General features: G+C 68.3%; 11 protein-coding genes and 1 pseudogene. 6 read left to right on the top strand and 6 right to left on the bottom strand.

Translation table 11 applies throughout. The features are described 5' to 3' along the window. The first annotated feature begins 91 nt into the window (after nucleotides 1-91). Complete coding sequence (locus NA11_RS10765) at nucleotides 92-1288, top strand: PucR family transcriptional regulator (protein ID WP_141717519.1); 1197 nt, start codon at nucleotides 92-94, stop codon at nucleotides 1286-1288. Between the two features lie 7 nt (nucleotides 1289-1295). Here the strand turns inward: NA11_RS10765 and NA11_RS10760 are convergent, their stop codons facing one another. Next, nucleotides 1296-2591: a hypothetical protein gene (locus NA11_RS10760; RefSeq protein ID WP_069161679.1), complete on the bottom strand. Its 1296-nt coding sequence runs from the start codon at nucleotides 2589-2591 to the stop codon at nucleotides 1296-1298. Next, nucleotides 2588-3349 carry a crotonase/enoyl-CoA hydratase family protein gene (locus tag NA11_RS10755; RefSeq protein ID WP_069161678.1) on the bottom strand — a complete coding sequence of 254 codons (762 nt, stop codon included), beginning with the start codon at nucleotides 3347-3349 and terminating at the stop codon, nucleotides 2588-2590. The genes NA11_RS10760 and NA11_RS10755 overlap by 4 nt, the downstream gene beginning before the upstream one ends. Before the next feature lie 108 nt (nucleotides 3350-3457). Here NA11_RS10755 and NA11_RS47030 point away from each other — a divergent pair. The 3 genes and pseudogenes from NA11_RS47030 to NA11_RS10745 all read left to right on the top strand — a co-directional run. Then, nucleotides 3458-3667 (top strand): annotated as a pseudogene (locus tag NA11_RS47030) (TetR family transcriptional regulator); the annotation flags it as partial. Between the two features lie 450 nt (nucleotides 3668-4117). Continuing rightward, complete coding sequence (locus NA11_RS10750) at nucleotides 4118-5737, top strand: acyl-CoA dehydrogenase family protein (RefSeq protein WP_069161718.1); 1620 nt, start codon at nucleotides 4118-4120, stop codon at nucleotides 5735-5737. 47 nt (nucleotides 5738-5784) lie between these two features. Next, nucleotides 5785-6471 (top strand): nucleoside/nucleotide kinase family protein, encoded by a 687-nt coding sequence (locus NA11_RS10745; RefSeq protein ID WP_069161677.1) that lies wholly within the window; start codon nucleotides 5785-5787, stop codon nucleotides 6469-6471. A 20-nt stretch (nucleotides 6472-6491) separates the two neighbouring features. Here NA11_RS10745 and pgi read toward each other — a convergent pair whose 3' ends face one another. Then, entirely contained in the window at nucleotides 6492-8129 is a 1638-nt protein-coding gene (gene pgi, locus NA11_RS10740; RefSeq protein ID WP_069161676.1) for a glucose-6-phosphate isomerase, read from the bottom strand. Nucleotides 8130-8246: 117 nt separating this feature from the next. Here pgi and NA11_RS10735 point away from each other — a divergent pair, with 117 nt between their 5' ends. Continuing rightward, nucleotides 8247-9701, top strand: a complete 1455-nt coding sequence (locus NA11_RS10735) for an NAD-dependent succinate-semialdehyde dehydrogenase (RefSeq protein ID WP_069161675.1) — start codon at nucleotides 8247-8249, stop codon at nucleotides 9699-9701. A gap of 143 nt (nucleotides 9702-9844) precedes the next feature. Here NA11_RS10735 and NA11_RS10730 read toward each other — a convergent pair whose 3' ends face one another. Next, the gene (locus NA11_RS10730) at nucleotides 9845-10138 is read right to left on the bottom strand and encodes a chorismate mutase (protein ID WP_069161717.1); all 294 of its coding nucleotides are present in this window, start codon (nucleotides 10136-10138) and stop codon (nucleotides 9845-9847) included. A 386-nt stretch (nucleotides 10139-10524) separates the two neighbouring features. Between NA11_RS10730 and pcrA the strand changes: the two genes are divergently transcribed. Then, nucleotides 10525-13146, top strand: a complete 2622-nt coding sequence (pcrA, locus tag NA11_RS10725) for a DNA helicase PcrA (RefSeq protein WP_069161674.1) — start codon at nucleotides 10525-10527, stop codon at nucleotides 13144-13146. A 61-nt stretch (nucleotides 13147-13207) separates the two neighbouring features. Here pcrA and NA11_RS10720 read toward each other — a convergent pair whose 3' ends face one another. After that, complete coding sequence (locus tag NA11_RS10720) at nucleotides 13208-14590, bottom strand: DUF1731 domain-containing protein (RefSeq protein WP_069161673.1); 1383 nt, start codon at nucleotides 14588-14590, stop codon at nucleotides 13208-13210. A 444-nt stretch (nucleotides 14591-15034) separates the two neighbouring features. Further along, nucleotides 15035-16336 carry a M23 family metallopeptidase gene (locus tag NA11_RS10715; protein WP_069161672.1) on the bottom strand — a complete coding sequence of 434 codons (1302 nt, stop codon included), beginning with the start codon at nucleotides 16334-16336 and terminating at the stop codon, nucleotides 15035-15037. Nucleotides 16337-16365 lie beyond the last annotated feature (29 nt).

Raw genomic sequence — 16365 nt, 5'->3', positions numbered from 1 at the left:
GGACGGGATTTGGGTTGGTCGGATGCACTAATCGGACCGGTTCGCGGCTAGGTGTTGTGCGCAGCGGTTTGTCTGTGCAAACAATGTGCGGGTGACCGCTCGCACCGATGCCACCGCGCTGGACGAACTCTCGAAATACATCAGGTCCGTGCTGCCCGACGTTGCCCGAGATCTGTTGTCCGAGGTACTTGTCGCGGTGCCCGACTATCGGGAGTTGTCGGCCGACGCGAAGGACGATCTGCCGCACGCCGTCGAGGCCAACCTGCGGTTGTTTTTGCGGTCGCTGGTCGACGGTCGGCCGCCGCAGCAGGAGGAGCTGACCGAGCTGATCGATGTCGCGGTGCGGCGGGCACGGGCCGGGATCCCGCTCGACACCGTGCTGTCGGTCTATCACTTCGGCGCGGCCGCGGCCTGGAAGTCGGTGGCCGCCACGGCGACGTCGCCGCAGCAGCGCGAACAACTCCTGGCGGCGGTGCCGTCCGTGCTCGGCTACCTCGGTGCGGTGACGCCCGGTGTCGCAGGCGCGTACCTGCGGGAGCGGCAGGACCTGCACTGGGAGCAGCGCGAGGCGAAACGCACTGTGGCACAGGCGCTGCTGCACGGGTCGCCCACCGATCTGCTGGCCGAGCGGTTCGGCATCTCGCTGGACGGCGGGTTCGAGGTGCTGGTCTTCCGGGTCGCCGAGTCGGATCCGGCGGCCGGTGCGCGGCCGGTGTTGCGGATCGTGCAGGCCGAGATCGACGCGGTGTCGGATCGGGTGCTGAGCACCGTCGAACGCGGCGGCGGGGTGGTGCTGGTGCCGAGCGCGGCAGGCGAATTCGCGGGTGCGCTCGACACGTTCGTCAGCAAGGTCGCGCACGCCGCCGGTGTGCGGACGGTCGCCGGACTTGCCGTCGCGGAAGGGATCGATGACATCCCCGCCGCCGCGGCGGAGGCGGGCGAAATCGCCAGGCTCGCTTATCAACTGCGGCGACCGACCGCCGTGTACCGGATGGCCGACGTGGCGCTGCAGTATCAGCTCGCGCGGCCGGGTCCGGCACGCTCCTGGCTGCTCACGTTGCTGCATCCGCTGCACGACCAGCAGCATCTGCTCGACGCGCTGCGTGCGCTCATCGACAACGACTACAACCGCCAGCAGGCGGCGGCGGCCCTTGTGGTGCACCGCAATACGCTCAACTATCGGCTCAACCGGGTCGGCACACTCACCGGGTACGACCCCAACCGGGCCGACCACGCCCAGCTGTTCGCGGCGGCGCTGACCGCGTACGACCTCGACACCGCGGAGTGAATTCGGCTCACCACACGCGGACCGGCAGCTCGAGCGTCTTGCGGGCGAACGTGGCCAGTGCGGAGCCGGATTCGACGCGATCCGGGTCCAGGCTGACCAGCGAAAGCACGTAGTCGTCGGCGAGGCGGCACAGGTAGCCGGACAGGCGGGTACGCGGCAGATGTGCCGCGGTGAGACCGGGGTGGATCGCGCGGGCGGCGACGCCGAGGCAGCGATGGGGGCCGAGGGTGCGCAGCGTGGCAGGTATGGCGCCGATATTGGAGCACAGGATGTCTCGCTCGCCCGCGCCCTTGGACAGCGCGTAGGCCCAGCGGTCGGGGATCACCTGAAGCAGTTCCTCAGGCATGCCGCCCGGGCTCGACATGCGATGTTCGTAAGCGGCGCGGGACTTTTCGCGGATCGTCGCCGGGGTGTCGGTGCGGTCGACGGTGATATCGGTCATCGCGAGGTCGTTGTCGACGCGGGGTTCGTCCCGAGTGTCGACCGGGAGACTGGCGTCGATCGTGTCGTTCGGGAATCCGGTGGCCCACAGTGTGTTCGCGACCAAGGCGATGAAGAGGCTGTTCGCGGTGCCCTGGTGAGCGGCGGCGGTGCGGTCCCAGTCGGCGGCGGCGCATTGCAGTACCGCGCTATGCGTTGGTCCGCCGGTGGTGCGGACCGGTTCGCGGCCTGTCTGGGGATGTGGGCGCTCGGGAATACCGCCGCGCAATGCCTTCGCCGTGCCGCGCAGGACAGTCGACCACTGGCGTCGGGCATCGGCCCAATCCGACTCGGGGCCAACAGCATACGGCTGACTGCCTGGATCGAGCTTCGCGTGCGCATCAGTGCGTGCGCGATCGGGTCCGGCTGCCAACGACCGGCCGCCCATCGCGTCGTCGATGGCGAGGACCAGTGCTCGGCCATCGGCGAGCGCGTGCGAACAGGTCAGGGAGACAAGGGAACCGCCGTCGTCCAGTGCGGTCGCGGACAGCCGCCAGCCAGGACCGAACTCGGGATCCAGGTCGGCGCCCTGCGCGTCGGCCCACTCGAAGAGGGCGGCAGCGGGAAGGGGCCGGTCGGCGAGCACGAGCGGATGCGCGCTCGTGTTCGCCTGCCAGGCGCGGCGTGCGCCCGGCACCCGAGGACGAACTACCCGCCGCCCGAGCGGGCCGGTGCGCAACGCCGCATGCACCCGCCGCAGCAGGTCGGGATCGATGCGGTCGGCGGTGCGCCACAACCCTTGCAGCGCAATGGGAGTGCCGAGGCCACGATGGGTCCGCAGAAAGATCTCGTCGACGACACTCAACCGGCCCGGCCGGTTCACGCCGTTGCGCCGTGGCGGCCCGCACCGGCGGCGAAGCGCTTGGCTCCGTCGAGCGCTCCGTTGGCCATCGCGGTCAAGCCGTGCCGGAATTCGTTGCGCAGCGCGGCGACCTCGTCCATCCCGTCCTGTTCCAGCAGCGACATGCGGTCCGAGCGCAGGCAGGCCTGGGGGAGGGCGGCCAGCTCGGCGGCGAGTTGTTCTGCGGCACTACGGGCTTCGCCGGTCGGGACGACACGGTTCACCAGGCCGAACTGCAGCGCCTCTGCGGCGTCGACCGGGCGGCCGGTGAGCACCAGGTCCATCGCGCGGCCCGCGCCGATGATGCGGGGCAGGCGCAGGGTGCCCCCGTCGATGAGCGGCACGCCCCAGCGGCGACAGAACACGCCGAAGGTGCTGTCCTGCTCGGCAACTCGCATATCGCACCACAGCGCGAGCTCGAGCCCGCCCGCGACGGCGTAGCCGGAAACGGCGGCGATCACCGGCTTGGACAACCGCATCCGCGTCGGCCCCATCGGGCCGTCGCCTTCCTCGGTGGCGTGGTTGGACCGTTCGGTGCCGAGGCTCTTGAGGTCGGAGCCTGCGCAGAAGGTGCCGCCGTCGCCCCACAACACCGCCGCCGCGGCGTTGGGATCGGCGTCGAACTCGCGGAAGGCGTCGGCCAGCGCCGCCGCGGTCGGTCCGTCGACCGCGTTGCGTGCTTCGGGGCGGTGCAGGATCACCGTGGTCACCGGACCGTCGCGTTCGATTCGCACACTCATGACCACACCTCGCTGCTGTTCGACTCTGTGGCGCCCGTGCGGGCGTTGACTGTGATTAGTCTGCTCACGCCCCGAACATACGTTGTAAAACCGCGCTTGTGGCAAGAAATGAATTCATGGTTCACTTCTTGTATGGCCTACCGCAGAACCCCTGCTGTGCAGGCCCGCCTCGACGCGCAGGCGGGCCTGATCGTGGCCGCCGCGACCGAGGTGCTGTCCAGGTCGGGATACGCGGGGCTGTCCATGGCGGCGGTCGCCGCGGAAGCGGGCGTTGCCACCGGCACCGTCTACAAGAACTTCACGGACAAGACCGAGTTGGTCACCGCCGTGTTCCGCAAGGTCGTCATCCGGGAAGTGGCCGCCGTTGCCGCCGCCAGCCATGCGGGCACGGCGATCGAGCGGGTGACCGCGGCGGTGGAGACCTTCGCCGGACGCGCCATGAAGAATCCGAAGCTCGCCTACGTGCTGCTCGTCGAACCGGTCGACGCCGCGGTCGACGCGGAACGCCTCCGCTTCCGGCGCGCCTTCGCCGCGGCCTTCGAACAGGCTGTCGCGGACGGTGTTTCGTCCGGCGAGCTGCCGCCGCAAGACCCATTGATCAGTGCGGCCGCGCTGGTCGGCGCGATCGGCGAGGTGCTCGTCGGTCCGCTTGCCACGGCGCAACACGGGGAAAGTGTTGTCCCCGAACTCATTGCCTTCGCCTTGCGTGCACTCGGCGTGCGCGCGGCATCGAGCGGACTGTCGCTCGGCCGGAATCAGGAGTGTCCGATGCAGACGCATGACGTGTTCAACCAGGTACCCGATATCGCACCGTTCGACGTCTCGCGCAATCCGGCGCTGCTCGAAGGGCTGCACCGCGAGGGTGCGGGCTGGGCCGAACCCGAGGTGCGCGAACTCGGTGTGCTCGCAGGCGGTTCCGAGGCGCAGGAGTGGGGACGCATCGCCAACGAGTATCCGCCGGTGCTGCGCACCCACGACCGCTATGGCAACCGGATAGACGAGGTCGAGTTCCATCCGCACTGGCACGACTTGATGAAAGTCGCGGTGGCGCACGGGTTGCACGGTGCGCCGTGGCTCGACGACCGGCCAGGCACCCATGTGGCGCGTACGGCGAAATTCTTCACCTGGGGCGCCGTCGAGGCAGGCCACATGTGCCCGATCTCGATGACCTACGCCGTGGTCCCCGCGCTGCGACACAACAAGGAACTCTCGGCGCGCTACGAACCGCTGCTCGGCTCCAGGTTCTACGACTTCGGGCTGCGCGAACCCTCGACCAAGGCCGGGCTCATCGCGGGCATGTCGATGACGGAGAAGCAGGGCGGCTCCGACGTCCGCGCCAACACCACAACGGCGACACCGCAACCCGACGGCTCGTACCGGATCGTCGGGCACAAGTGGTTCACCTCGGCGCCGATGTCGGACATGTTCCTGACGCTGGCCAAGGCACCCGGTGGCCTGTCCTGTTTCCTGCTGACCCGAGTGCTGCCGGACGGCACCCGCAACCCCATTCGCATTCAACGACTCAAGGACAAGCTGGGCAACAAGTCCAACGCCTCCTCCGAGATCGAATACGAGAACGCCACCGGCTGGCTCGTCGGCGCGGAAGGCGCCGGGGTCAAGACCATCATCGAGATGGTGAACATGACGCGGTTGGACTGCGTGATCGGTTCGGCCACCGGGATGCGGACCGGGGCGGTGTTCGCTGCCCACCACGCCAGGCATCGAGAGGCGTTCGGCGCCAAGCTGATCGATCAGCCCGCCATGCGGAATGTGCTGGCGGACCTGGTCATCGAGTCCGACGCCGCGACCACCGTGATGATGCGGCTGGCAGGCGCCACCGACCGCGCAGGCAGCGATCCGGCCGAGGCGGCGTTGCGGCGCATCGCGCTGGCCATCACCAAATATTGGGTGTGCAAGCGTGCGCCTGCACACGCAGCCGAGGCGCTGGAATGCTTCGGCGGCAACGGCTATGCCGAGGAGTCTGGCATGCCACGGCTTTACCGTGAGGCGCCGCTGATGTCCATCTGGGAAGGCTCCGGCAATGTCGCGGCGCTGGATGCGTTGCGCGCCATGGGCCGTCAGCCGGAGACGGTCGAGGCGTACTTCGCCGAGGTTTCGCTGGCGCATGGGGCGAACCCACGGCTCGACGACGCGATCACCAAGGTCGGCAAGGAACTCGCCGACCTCAGCGATATCGAATATCGCGCCCGCCGCGTCGTCGAGCTGATGGCGCTGGTGCTGCAGGGCGCGCAGCTGGTGCGGCACGGTCATCCGGCCGTCGCCGACGCGTTCTGCGCCACCCGACTCGGCGACGACTGGGGCATCGCGTTCGGCACCCTGCCGACCGGGGTCGACACCGGCGCCATCATCGAAAGAGCGTTGGTCTGATCCCGATCCGGTCCCCGTTCGCGCGCCCTCGGTTAGGGTGACCCGCGATGGTAGGGGCACGGGTCGAGACATCAGTGGGCTGGCTGGCGCAGCGGGTGCGCGAGCACGCCGCTGCGCGAGACGGGCGATACCTCCTCGGCATCGCCGGTCCGCCGGGTGCGGGCAAGTCCACCCTGTCGGCGCGGATCCGGGATGCGCTCGATATCACGGTGTGCTGCGCCGAGATCGCGCCGATGGACGGCTACCACCTGACCAACGAGGTGTTGGAAGCGGCGGGAAACCTTGCGCGCAAAGGGGAGCCGGACACGTTCGACACCGCGGGGTTCGTCGACAACCTGCGCAGGTTGCGCGACACTCCGATCGGCGCCGCGGTGCCGTGGCCGATCTTCGACCGCTCGGTGCACGACCCGATTCCGGCAGGCGTCGTTTTCGAACAGCACACGATCGCGATCGTCGAGGGCAACTATCTGCTGCTCGACGATATCGGTGACCAGGAATGGTCCGCGGTCCGGAAGCTGCTCGACGAATGCTGGTACCTCGATGCGCCGCGTGGCGTGCTCGAGGATCGGTTGGTGCGCCGCCACATTCGCGGCGGCCGCAGTCTCGAGGCCGCGGTGGTCAAAGTGCACGACAGCGACCTGCGCAACGCCGACCTGATCGCCACCACGAAGGACCGCGCCGATCTGGTGCTGCGGCAGCGTGCCGGGCACTACGAGATCGTGCTGCGGGACTGAGTGATTCAGCCCCGCCGAAGCTACTTGTTGCCGCGGTACCAGCCGATGAGCGCATCGGTGGACGAATCACCCTGCGACGCAGGTTCGGTCGCGGAGGTCAGCAGCGGCGCGAGCGCGAGCGCCTGCTGTTTGCCCAGTTCCACGCCCCACTGATCGAAGCTGTCGACGCCCCAGATGGTGCCCTCGACGAACACCTGATGCTCGTAGAGCGCGATGAGCTGTCCGACCACCGAGGGTGTGAGCCGCGGAGCCAGGATGGTGGTGCTCGGCCGATTGCCCGGCATCACCTTGTGCGGCACCACCTTCGGGTCGGTGCCCTCGGCGGCGATCTCCTCGGCGGTCTTGCCGAACGCGAGCACCTTGGTCTGCGCGAACAGGTTGCTCATCAGGATGTCGTGCATGCTGCCGGTGCCGTCGCGGGTCGGCAGATCGTCGGTCGGCCTGGCGAATCCGATGAAGTCGGCGGGGATGAGGCGGGTGCCCTGGTGCAGCAGTTGGTAGAACGCGTGCTGGCCGTTGGTTCCTGGCTCGCCCCAGAAGATTTCGCCGGTGGAGGTGCTGACCGGCGTGCCGTCGGCGCGCACCGACTTGCCGTTCGACTCCATCGTCAGCTGCTGGAGGTAGGCGGGAAAGCGCGCCAGGTCGTTCGAATAGGGCAGCACCGCACGGGATTCCGCACCGAAGAAGTTCGAGTACCAGACACCGAGCAGGCCGAGCAGCACCGGCGCGTTCGCGTCGAGCGGCGCGTTCGCGAAATGCTCGTCCACGGCGTGCATTCCGGCGAGGAACTCGGCGAAACGCGCCTTGCCGATGGTCGCCATCACCGAGAGGCCGATCGCGGAGTCCACCGAGTAGCGGCCGCCGACCCAGTCCCAGAAGCCGAACATGTTCGCGGTGTCGATGCCGAACTCCGCCACCTTCGCCGCGTTGGTCGAGACAGCGACGAAATGCTTGGCCACCGCATCCTCGCCGAGCGCGGCCACCAGCCAACGTCGCGCGGCAGTGGCGTTGGTCAGGGTCTCCAGGGTGGTGAAGGTCTTGGAGGCGACGATGAACAGCGTTGTCGCCGGGTCGAGTCCGTCGAGCTTGGCCACCAGATCGGCCGGGTCGACATTGGACACGAACCGAGCGCTGATCCCGGCGTCGGCGTAATGCCGCAACGCCTGGTACACCATCACCGGACCGAGGTCGGAGCCGCCGATCCCGATATTGACGACGGTGCTGATGCGTTCGCCGGTCGCGCCACGCCACGCGCCGGAACGCAGCGCGTCGGTGAAATCGCCCATCCGGCGCAGCACCTCGTGCACGTCGGCACCGGCGTCCGCGCCGTCGACGGTCAGCGACGCACCCTCGGGCAGGCGCAACGCGATATGCGCGACCGCACGGTCTTCCGAAGTGTTGATGTGCTCGCCCCGGTACATGGCGTCCCTGCGCTCGGCAACGTGTGCCTCCCGCGCCAATTCGACGAGCAGATGCAGGGTTTCCCTGGTGAGGCGATGCTTGCTGTAGTCGATATGCAGGTCAGCGACATCGATGGTCAGCTCACGACCACGAGCCGGATCGTCGGCGAAGATATCCCGCAGGTGGCGTCCCGCGATCCCGTCGAAGTGCTCGTGCAGTTTCCGCCAGGCCGCCGTCGCGGTGATGTCGCTGCTCACGCTCGCCGAGGTTACTCACCGCCCGGCACGCGCGCACGGCAAACCCCTCAGCCATGGCCGCCCGCGCGGCGTCCGCGGAACGGACTCCGGCAGAGCCGCCGGGATTAGGCTGGCGTCATGGTGTCCGAACGTGAAGTTCTCGAATCCGTCCCGACGCAGCTGTGGATCGGCGGGCCCGTCGCGGCCACCGGCGGTGGCACCTTCCCGGTGCACAACCCGGCCACCGGCGAGGTGCTGACCCAGGTCGCCGACGCCACCCCCGAGGACGCGGTACGCGCACTGGACGCGGCCGTAGCGGTGCAGGCCGAATGGGCGGCAACGCCGTCGCGGCAGCGCGGCGAGATCCTGCGCACGGTTTTCGAGCAGATCACCGCGCGGGCTGAGGAATTCGCGCTGCTGATGACCCTGGAGATGGGCAAGGCGCTGCCGGAGAGCCGCAACGAGGTCAAGTACGGCGCCGAGTTCTTCCGCTGGTTCAGCGAGGAAGCTGTCCGGGTGCACGGGCGCTACCTGCACGCGCCGTCGGGCACCGGACGCATCATGGTGCACAAGCAGCCGGTCGGGCCATGCTTGGCGATCACGCCGTGGAACTTCCCGCTTGCCATGGGAACCCGCAAGATCGGGCCTGCGCTGGCCGCGGGCTGCACGATGATCGTCAAGCCCGCGTCGGCGACGCCGCTGACCATGCTGTTGCTCGCCAAGCTCTGCAGCGAGGCCGGGCTGCCGGACGGGGTGCTCTCAGTGATCACGTCGAGCCGGTCCGGGGCGGTGACCCAGCCGCTGCTCGACGATCCTCGGCTGCGCAAGCTGACCTTCACCGGGTCGACCGAGGTCGGCAAGAAGCTGGTGGAGAAGGCAGCAGGCGGGTTGTTGCGCACCTCGATGGAGCTCGGCGGCAACGCGCCGTTCGTGGTGTTCGACGACGCGGACATCGACGCGGCCGTGCAGGGCGCGATGCTGGCGAAGCTGCGCAACGGCGGCGAGGCGTGCACCGCGGCCAACCGCTTCCACGTGCAGAACGGCGTCATCGACGAGTTCACCACCAAGTTCGTCGAGGCGATGGCTGGCAGCGTCACCCTCGGGCCAGGCACCGACCCGGCGACCACTCTCGGCCCGCTGATCAACGAGGAGCAGCTCACCACGGTCAGCGAGCTGGTCGAGGATGCCGTCTCGGCGGGCGCACAGGTGCGTCTCGGCGGCAAGGCGCCGGGCGGTCCCGGCTGGTTCTATCCGGCGACCATCCTCAGCGATGTGCCGCCGCAGGCGCGGATTCTGCGCGAGGAAGTCTTCGGCCCGGTTGCGCCGATCGTCGGCTTCGACACCGAGGAGCAGGGCCTCGCCGCCGCCAACGACACCGAGTTCGGCCTCGTCAGCTACGTCTACACGCGCGATCTCGACCGCGCGCTGCGCGTCGCCGAGGGGCTGGAGTCCGGCATGGTCGGCATCAACCGCGGCGTAATCTCTGATCCCGCAGCACCTTTCGGCGGCGTCAAGGCGTCAGGCTTCGGCCGCGAAGGTGGCACCGAGGGCATCGAGGAATACCTCTCCACCAAGTACATCGCCCTCAGCTGATGCCGGTGGGGCAGAGCCTCTCCCCGACATGAAAACGACCGCCCCGGGGGTGTGAACACCCGGGGCGGCCTTGGGGATGCGGTTGTCTCTCGATAGCCGCATGGCGGTAGGGCCGCGCGTGGCGGCTTCGGGACGTGCTGAGGTCAGTGACCGAGGCGGCCGCGCCCGAGGCGCAGCAGGAGCATCGCGAGGGTGTGGCCTTCCTGGCCGAGTTCGCTGAATCTCTCCAGCACCTTCATTTCCCGACTGTGCACGAGGCGGGGCCCGCCGGAGGCCATTCTGGTCCGGCCGATGATCCGGGAGATCTCCGTGCGACGCTTGATGGCGGCGAGGATCGCAGCGTCGAGCTGGTCGATCTCTTTGCGAAGATTGTCGATCTCCGCCTCGCTCTGCGGCAGCGCCGAATCGGACCCGGTCGTCGTGGCAGGGGTGCTCATCATTCATCTCCTCGTGTCAGAACATGGATCGGCGGGTGAGTCCGGCTCGTTACCGATCGGTTCTTTCACCATGAAACAGACCTGGTAGGGCCCTGTAATTGTCCCCCCAGGATGGTGCGTTCAACGACTAGTGCCGCGATACCGATATCCGGTTTGTAACCGAAACGGGTCTATCGCGGGGGCACTGATCATGTGGCCAGTCTGCCACGGGCCTGTAGATGTGCAAAACGTTTGGTTTTGTGAATCTGCTGAGAAGGCGGCCACGGTTTCCGCGCAGCCAGGGGCATGGTGTGTTCATTCTTCGTTCCCGTGCAACGCACCCGGTGGACATCCAGGCAACCCGGGGCTTCATCTCTGTCGGTGCCCGCCGGTAGCGTGGATGGGCGATGGACATCACGGTGGCGCCCCAGATGCAGGCCGGCCGCGCCCGGCAGCCGGATTCAACTCATAACCCGCAGGTCACCGGTGGTAACGCCGAGGCAGCGGGCTCGGCTGGGCAGGAGGTGCGTGCGGTGCGGGAACCTCGGCGCGCGCCGGTGCCCGAGCCGCCGCCGTCCGACACGGAACAGGAGCAGCGGCGTGTCGACCGCGAAAAGCGGCGCGCCGAGGAAGCCGAGCGTCTCCTCGACGGACTGAACCCGCAGCAGCGGGCTGCCGTTGTGCACACCGGCGCTCCGCTGCTGATCGTGGCGGGAGCCGGGTCGGGCAAGACCGCGGTGCTCACCCGGCGCATCGCCTACCTGCTTGCCGCGCGCGGGGTGACCCCCGGCCAGGTGCTGGCGATCACCTTCACCAACAAGGCCGCCGCGGAGATGCGCGAGCGAGTAATAGGACTGGTCGGTCCGCGCGCGAACAACATGTGGGTATCGACGTTCCACTCCAGTTGTGTCCGCATCTTGCGCATGCAGGCGGCACTGCTGCCCGGCATGAATTCGAATTTCTCCATCTACGATGCCGATGATTCCCGCCGACTGCTCACGATGGTCAGCCGCGACTTCGACATCGACACCAAGAAATACACGCCGCGACTGCTCGCGACCGCCATCTCGAATCTGAAGAACGAACTGATCGGCCCGCAGCAGGCCACCGCGGATGCCGAGTCCGACGAAACCGAACTGCCCGGCCTGGTCGCGAAGGTCTACACCGAATACCAGCGGCGGTTGCGCGCGGCGAACGCACTGGATTTCGACGACCTGATCGGGGAAACGGTCGCGCTGCTGCAACAGCACCCGCAGGTCGCCGAGTACTACCGGCGGCGGTTCCGGCATGTGCTCGTCGACGAGTACCAGGACACCAACCACGCCCAGTACGTCCTGGTGCGCGAGCTCGTCGGCCACCACCGCGAAGACCGAAGCGAGGACGAGGCGCCGCCGAGCGAGCTGTGCGTCGTCGGTGACGCGGACCAGTCCATCTATGCCTTCCGCGGCGCGACCATTCGCAATATCGAGGAATTCGAACGCGACTTCCCCGACGCGGAAACGATTCTGCTGGAACAGAACTATCGCTCCACCCAGCACATTCTGTCCGCGGCCAACGCGGTCATCTCGCGCAACGAGAACCGGCGCGACAAGAAGCTGTGGACCGATTCCGGCGAGGGTGATCTGATCACCGGCTACGTCGCCGACAACGAGCACGACGAGGCCGCGTTCGTGGCGCGGGAGATCGACAAGCTGGTCGATCAGGGCGACGCCAACTACAGCGACGTCGCCGTGTTCTATCGGACCAACAACAATTCCCGTGCGCTGGAAGAGATTTTCATCCGGATGGGCCTGCCGTACAAGGTGGTCGGCGGCGTGCGGTTCTACGAGCGCAAGGAGGTGCGCGACATCGTCGCGTATCTGCGGGTGCTGGAGAACCCCGACGACGCGGTGAGCCTGCGCCGGGTGTTGAACACGCCGCGGCGTGGCATCGGCGATCGGGCCGAGGCGTGTGTCGCCGTGCACGCCGAACAGCGGGGGATCGGGTTCGCGGCGGCGCTGCGGGACGCCGCCGACGGCAAGGTCGCGCTGCTGAACACCCGTGCGGTGCGGGCGATCTCCGGATTCCTCGACCTGCTCGAGGAGATCAGGGCAGCGGGTGTGCAGGAGAATCTCGACTTTCCCGACGTCGGGAACGTCGTCGACGCGGTGCTGGAACGCACCGGTTACCGGGCCGAGTTGGAGGCCTCCGACGACCCGCAGGACGGCGCCAGGCTGGACAACCTGCACGAGTTGGTGAGCGTCGCACGGGAATTCAGTTCCGAGGCGCACAACAACGCGGAGGCGGCCAGGGCGGAGGGCCTGCTGCCGGAGGCGGCCGACGGGGAACCCGATCCCGGGTCGCTCGCCGCGTTCCTGGAGCGGGTGTCGCTGGTCGCGGACACCGACCAGATCCCGGACGAGGGCACCGGTGTGGTCACCATGATGACCTTGCACACCGCGAAGGGGTTGGAATTCCCGGTGGTGTTCGTGACCGGGTGGGAGGACGGTCAGTTCCCGCACATGCGTGCGCTCGGCGATCCGACCGAGCTGGCGGAGGAGCGTCGCCTCGCCTACGTCGGCATCACCCGAGCCAGGAAGCGGCTGTATCTGACCCGCGCGGTGGTGCGGTCCGGGTGGGGGCAGCCCGTGTCGAATCCGGAATCCCGTTTCCTGCAGGAGATTCCGGGCCATTTGATCGACTGGCGGCGGCTGGAGCCCGCGGGCTCCCCTGCGACAAGGGGCATCCGCCGTCGCGGTGACGACGATCGGATGGAACGCGACTGGACTCGCGGTGACGGCTGGTCCGAGCAGCGGCCCGGCGTGCGTGCCGATCGCGGCCCGCGGCGCCCCGCCCCCGGCGGCGCGGCCCGCAATAACGCCAATCTCGTTCTCGCCGTAGGCGATCGGGTCAGCGACGACAAGTACGGGCTCGGCAAGGTGGTCGCCGCCGAAGGTTTCGGCCCGCTGGCGACGGTCACCATCGATTTCGGTACGGCAGGCAAGATCCGGCTCATTCCGCAATACAGCCGCACGCTCGTCAAACTGTGAGGCTTGCCCGGCCGGGCACGGATGCCCGGCCGGACAAGTGGCTCGTCAACTGCTCGGTCAGCTATCGCGATGGCAGGAGGTCGCTCAGGGCCTCGTCCAAGGTCGGGTAGCGGAAGACGAATCCGGCCTGCTGGAGGACTTCGGAGGTGGCGTAGCGGCCGGTGAGGCCGAGCGCCGGGTCGGTGCGGAGGAAGACCGCGCCGATCTGCAGAATGGGCGCCGGGGTCGGCGGGGCAGGCGGGCGACGCAGGTGCCTGCGTAGCGCGGCCATCAGCTCCCGGTTGCGCACCGGAAAGTCGGTGGCGGCCACCAGGATTCCGTCCGGCAGCGTGACCGCCGGGTCGAGGCCGAGCGCGGCGCGGACGATGGCGAGCCAGTCCTCGACGTGGATCCAGCTGAACCACTGATCGCCGGGCCCGACCCGGCCGCCGAGGCCCGCCTTGGTCAGCTGGCCGAGGCGCCGCAGGGCGGGCGCCTGCGGGTCGAGCACGATCGAGGTGCGCAGCACCGTCGAGTGCGCGGCGTTCGCGCCGTCGAACGCGCGCTCCCACGGCTCGGCCACCCCGGTCATCTGCGGCAGACCGACCGGCACCGGTGTCGTTTCGGTGCACCGGATTTCGCCGGCATCCGACCAGATGGCGGTAGTGCTTGCCTGCACCCAGTAGTCGATCGGCGCATCGAGGGTGGCGGCCGCCTGCACCAACGCGCGAGTGGAATCGACTCGGCTGCGCCGCAATTCGTCGATATTGCGTGAGGTCGGTCGGCAGTCGACTAGCTTACCGGCCAGGTTGATGATCGCCGTCGGCCCCGGATTACGCAGCGCGGCAACCCAAGTGCCCACCGTCGTGCCATCCCACTCCACCTGAGTGAACGGCAGCCCTGCGGACCGCCGACGGGTGAGGATGGTCACCCGATGTCCGCGACAGGTCAGATCTGCCGCGATGTGCTTCCCCAAAGCTCCTGTGCCACCAGCGATCACCGCCGTCAGCGCGTTCGCCGCCGGTTCGAGCCCGGCCAGCTGGGCAAGCCGAGCGAAGCACACGCGCATGTCCGCTTCCAGCAGTGATCCAACCACCATCCTGGCGACCGCCGCCGAGGCTCCGCTGAACGTGAGCTGCTGGCTGACTTCGGTGCCGCCGTCCCGCGGCGTCAACGTCCACGCCATCCGCATCCGCCCGGCAGGCTCCGGCTGCTCGATCGTCAGCGCCCGCCCCGGCACCAGCGTGGTGATGACGAACGGCGGCGCCGTCCGCCCGTGCACTGCTCCGAAAACCCGCCCCCGAGGCAGATAGTCACCCGTCGTCCCCACCGCCACCGGCCCATGCAACCGCACCGAGCTAACCGCCGTATTCCACGCCGGCCACCGCACCGGATCGCCGAGCACCTCCCACACGACTTCCGTTGGTAGCGCAATGAACTGGGTGTACGTCGATGTACGTGCCATACCCCCGACGCTAGCCCCCAATCCCCGCCCCCGAACCGTGCGCCTCATCACCCTCGGCGCTATCCACACAGGTTCCACACTGTTCACAGCGCTTAGACGCGCTTAGACGCGCTGTGAACAGTGCAGACCCTCTGTGGAAAGTCCGAACTCCGTGATTCGGCTGCTTCGGAGGGTGCCCGCCCGACCTCCACCGACTGGATACACCGAGATCCGCACCCCTTCTGGCGATCCGCACCCACTCCGGGCTGTTGCAAGGGCGCGGATTCACAGAAGGAGTGCGGATCTCAGGGATTCAAGATCAACGACTGTAGCCGCATACCTTTCCCGGAGGCGGACAGCGCATCCAACCGCAAGGGGCGCACCGACCCTCGGTGAGCAGCTACCTACACCAGGGCTCGTGTCTCTTCGACCACAAACCTTCCCCGGAAGCGGCCGACCGGAACCTCAGTCCCTTTCAGGCCCAAGGCTGATGCCCCGAGTAGCCAACCACGGAAGCGGGTCGATCTTGTCGCTGCCGTTGAGCCAGACCTCGAAGTGGCAGTGCGGGCCGGTGGAGAAGCCGCGGTTGCCGATGGTGGCGATCTGGTCGCCCGCCATGACGCGCTGGCCGGGGCTGACGGTGGCGGTGTCGATGTGGCCGTAGATCGTGATGGTGCCGTCGTCGTGCAGCAGCTTGATCCACATGCCGAAGCCGCTGGCGGGGCCCGCTTCGAGGACCTTGCCGTCGGCGACGGCGACGATCGGGGTGCCGATGGGGCCCGCGATGTCGACGCCGAGGTGCTGCACACCCCAGCGAGCGCCGTAGCCGGAAGTGAAGGTGCCCGCGGCGAACTTGGAGAACAGCGGGCGCAGCTTCGCGGCTTCCTGGGCGGCCAGGTCCTGTGCGTACTTCTGGCCCTTTTGCAGGATGTCGTTGAAGTCGCCGAGGTTGGTGGGACCGGCGACGTTGAGCACCTGCGGCGATTCGGGCGAGGCAGTGGGGTCGGCCAGGCTGACCGACTGCGCGGCGATCTCGTGGATCTGTCCCGCGGCCTGGTAGTCGACGGTCTTCGACGGCTCTTCGGGGGCGGACGCCAACGCGGCCTGTCCGGCGGCGACGACCGCACCCGCGGCGACGGCGGCGACCGCGGCACGACCCTTGAGGGCGGCGGGCGGTGCGGGCAGCCGGTGTGCGCCACCGCGTTTGGCGGCGCGGCGGGCGGGAATCACGGTCGGTGTTGCGGCGGGGGTGTCCGACTCGGTGTCGGGCGCCCACGACTCTTCGGGCGCCCAGGTGCCGTCGTAGTCGGGCGTGCTGTTGTAGTCGGGCGTGCCGTGATAGTCGGCGGCACCCTGGTAGTCCGGGGTCGCGGAGTCGTGCTCGGCCCAGGCCTCGCCCGCATTCCATGCGGCGCCGTCGGACCAGGAGTCCTGTGGGGCCCACGATTCCTGCTGGGACCACGAGTCGTTCGCGTTCCAGGAGTTGTCGCCGTAGTGCGCGTCGTCCTGGGTGGCACCGGCGGCCTGGAAGTAGTCGTGCTGCGGAGTCGCGCTGCCGTAGTCGGCGCGCGGCGCGGCGTTGAAATCATTGTTCGCCGGGGCGAAGGCGTCCTGCGGACTGGCGGGTGTCGCGTACAGCGAGTTCCGCGGCCGGTCCACCGACGGCCTGGCGGCGCGGTGCGGAGCCTGCGCGCCGAACGATTCGTCATCGTTGCGATAACGATGTCCGGATCGAGCGCGATCTTCAAGTGCGGAGCGATAGTTCATCGGCGGTGCCACATCGTGGAGCGGGAGAT

This window comes from Nocardia altamirensis NBRC 108246 (assembly GCF_001612685.1).
Classification (GTDB): Bacteria; Actinomycetota; Actinomycetes; order Mycobacteriales; family Mycobacteriaceae; genus Nocardia; species Nocardia altamirensis.
Note: the sequence above shows the minus strand (reverse complement) of the source record. Positions and strands in the feature narration are given on the sequence as shown.

Bases quoted from the DNA above. Each gene is read 5' to 3' on its own strand.
- NA11_RS10720 (WP_069161673.1), bottom strand. From the start codon at position 14,590: ATGGCACGTACATCGACGTACACCCAGTTCATTGCGCTACCAACGGAA.
- NA11_RS10745 (WP_069161677.1), top strand. From the start codon at position 5,785: ATGGTAGGGGCACGGGTCGAGACATCAGTGGGCTGGCTGGCGCAGCGG.
- pcrA (WP_069161674.1), top strand. From the start codon at position 10,525: ATGGACATCACGGTGGCGCCCCAGATGCAGGCCGGCCGCGCCCGGCAG.
- NA11_RS10750 (WP_069161718.1), top strand. From the start codon at position 4,118: ATGCAGACGCATGACGTGTTCAACCAGGTACCCGATATCGCACCGTTC.
- NA11_RS10715 (WP_069161672.1), bottom strand. From the start codon at position 16,336: ATGAACTATCGCTCCGCACTTGAAGATCGCGCTCGATCCGGACATCGT.
- NA11_RS10730 (WP_069161717.1), bottom strand. From the start codon at position 10,138: ATGAGCACCCCTGCCACGACGACCGGGTCCGATTCGGCGCTGCCGCAG.
- NA11_RS10755 (WP_069161678.1), bottom strand. From the start codon at position 3,349: ATGAGTGTGCGAATCGAACGCGACGGTCCGGTGACCACGGTGATCCTG.
- NA11_RS10735 (WP_069161675.1), top strand. From the start codon at position 8,247: ATGGTGTCCGAACGTGAAGTTCTCGAATCCGTCCCGACGCAGCTGTGG.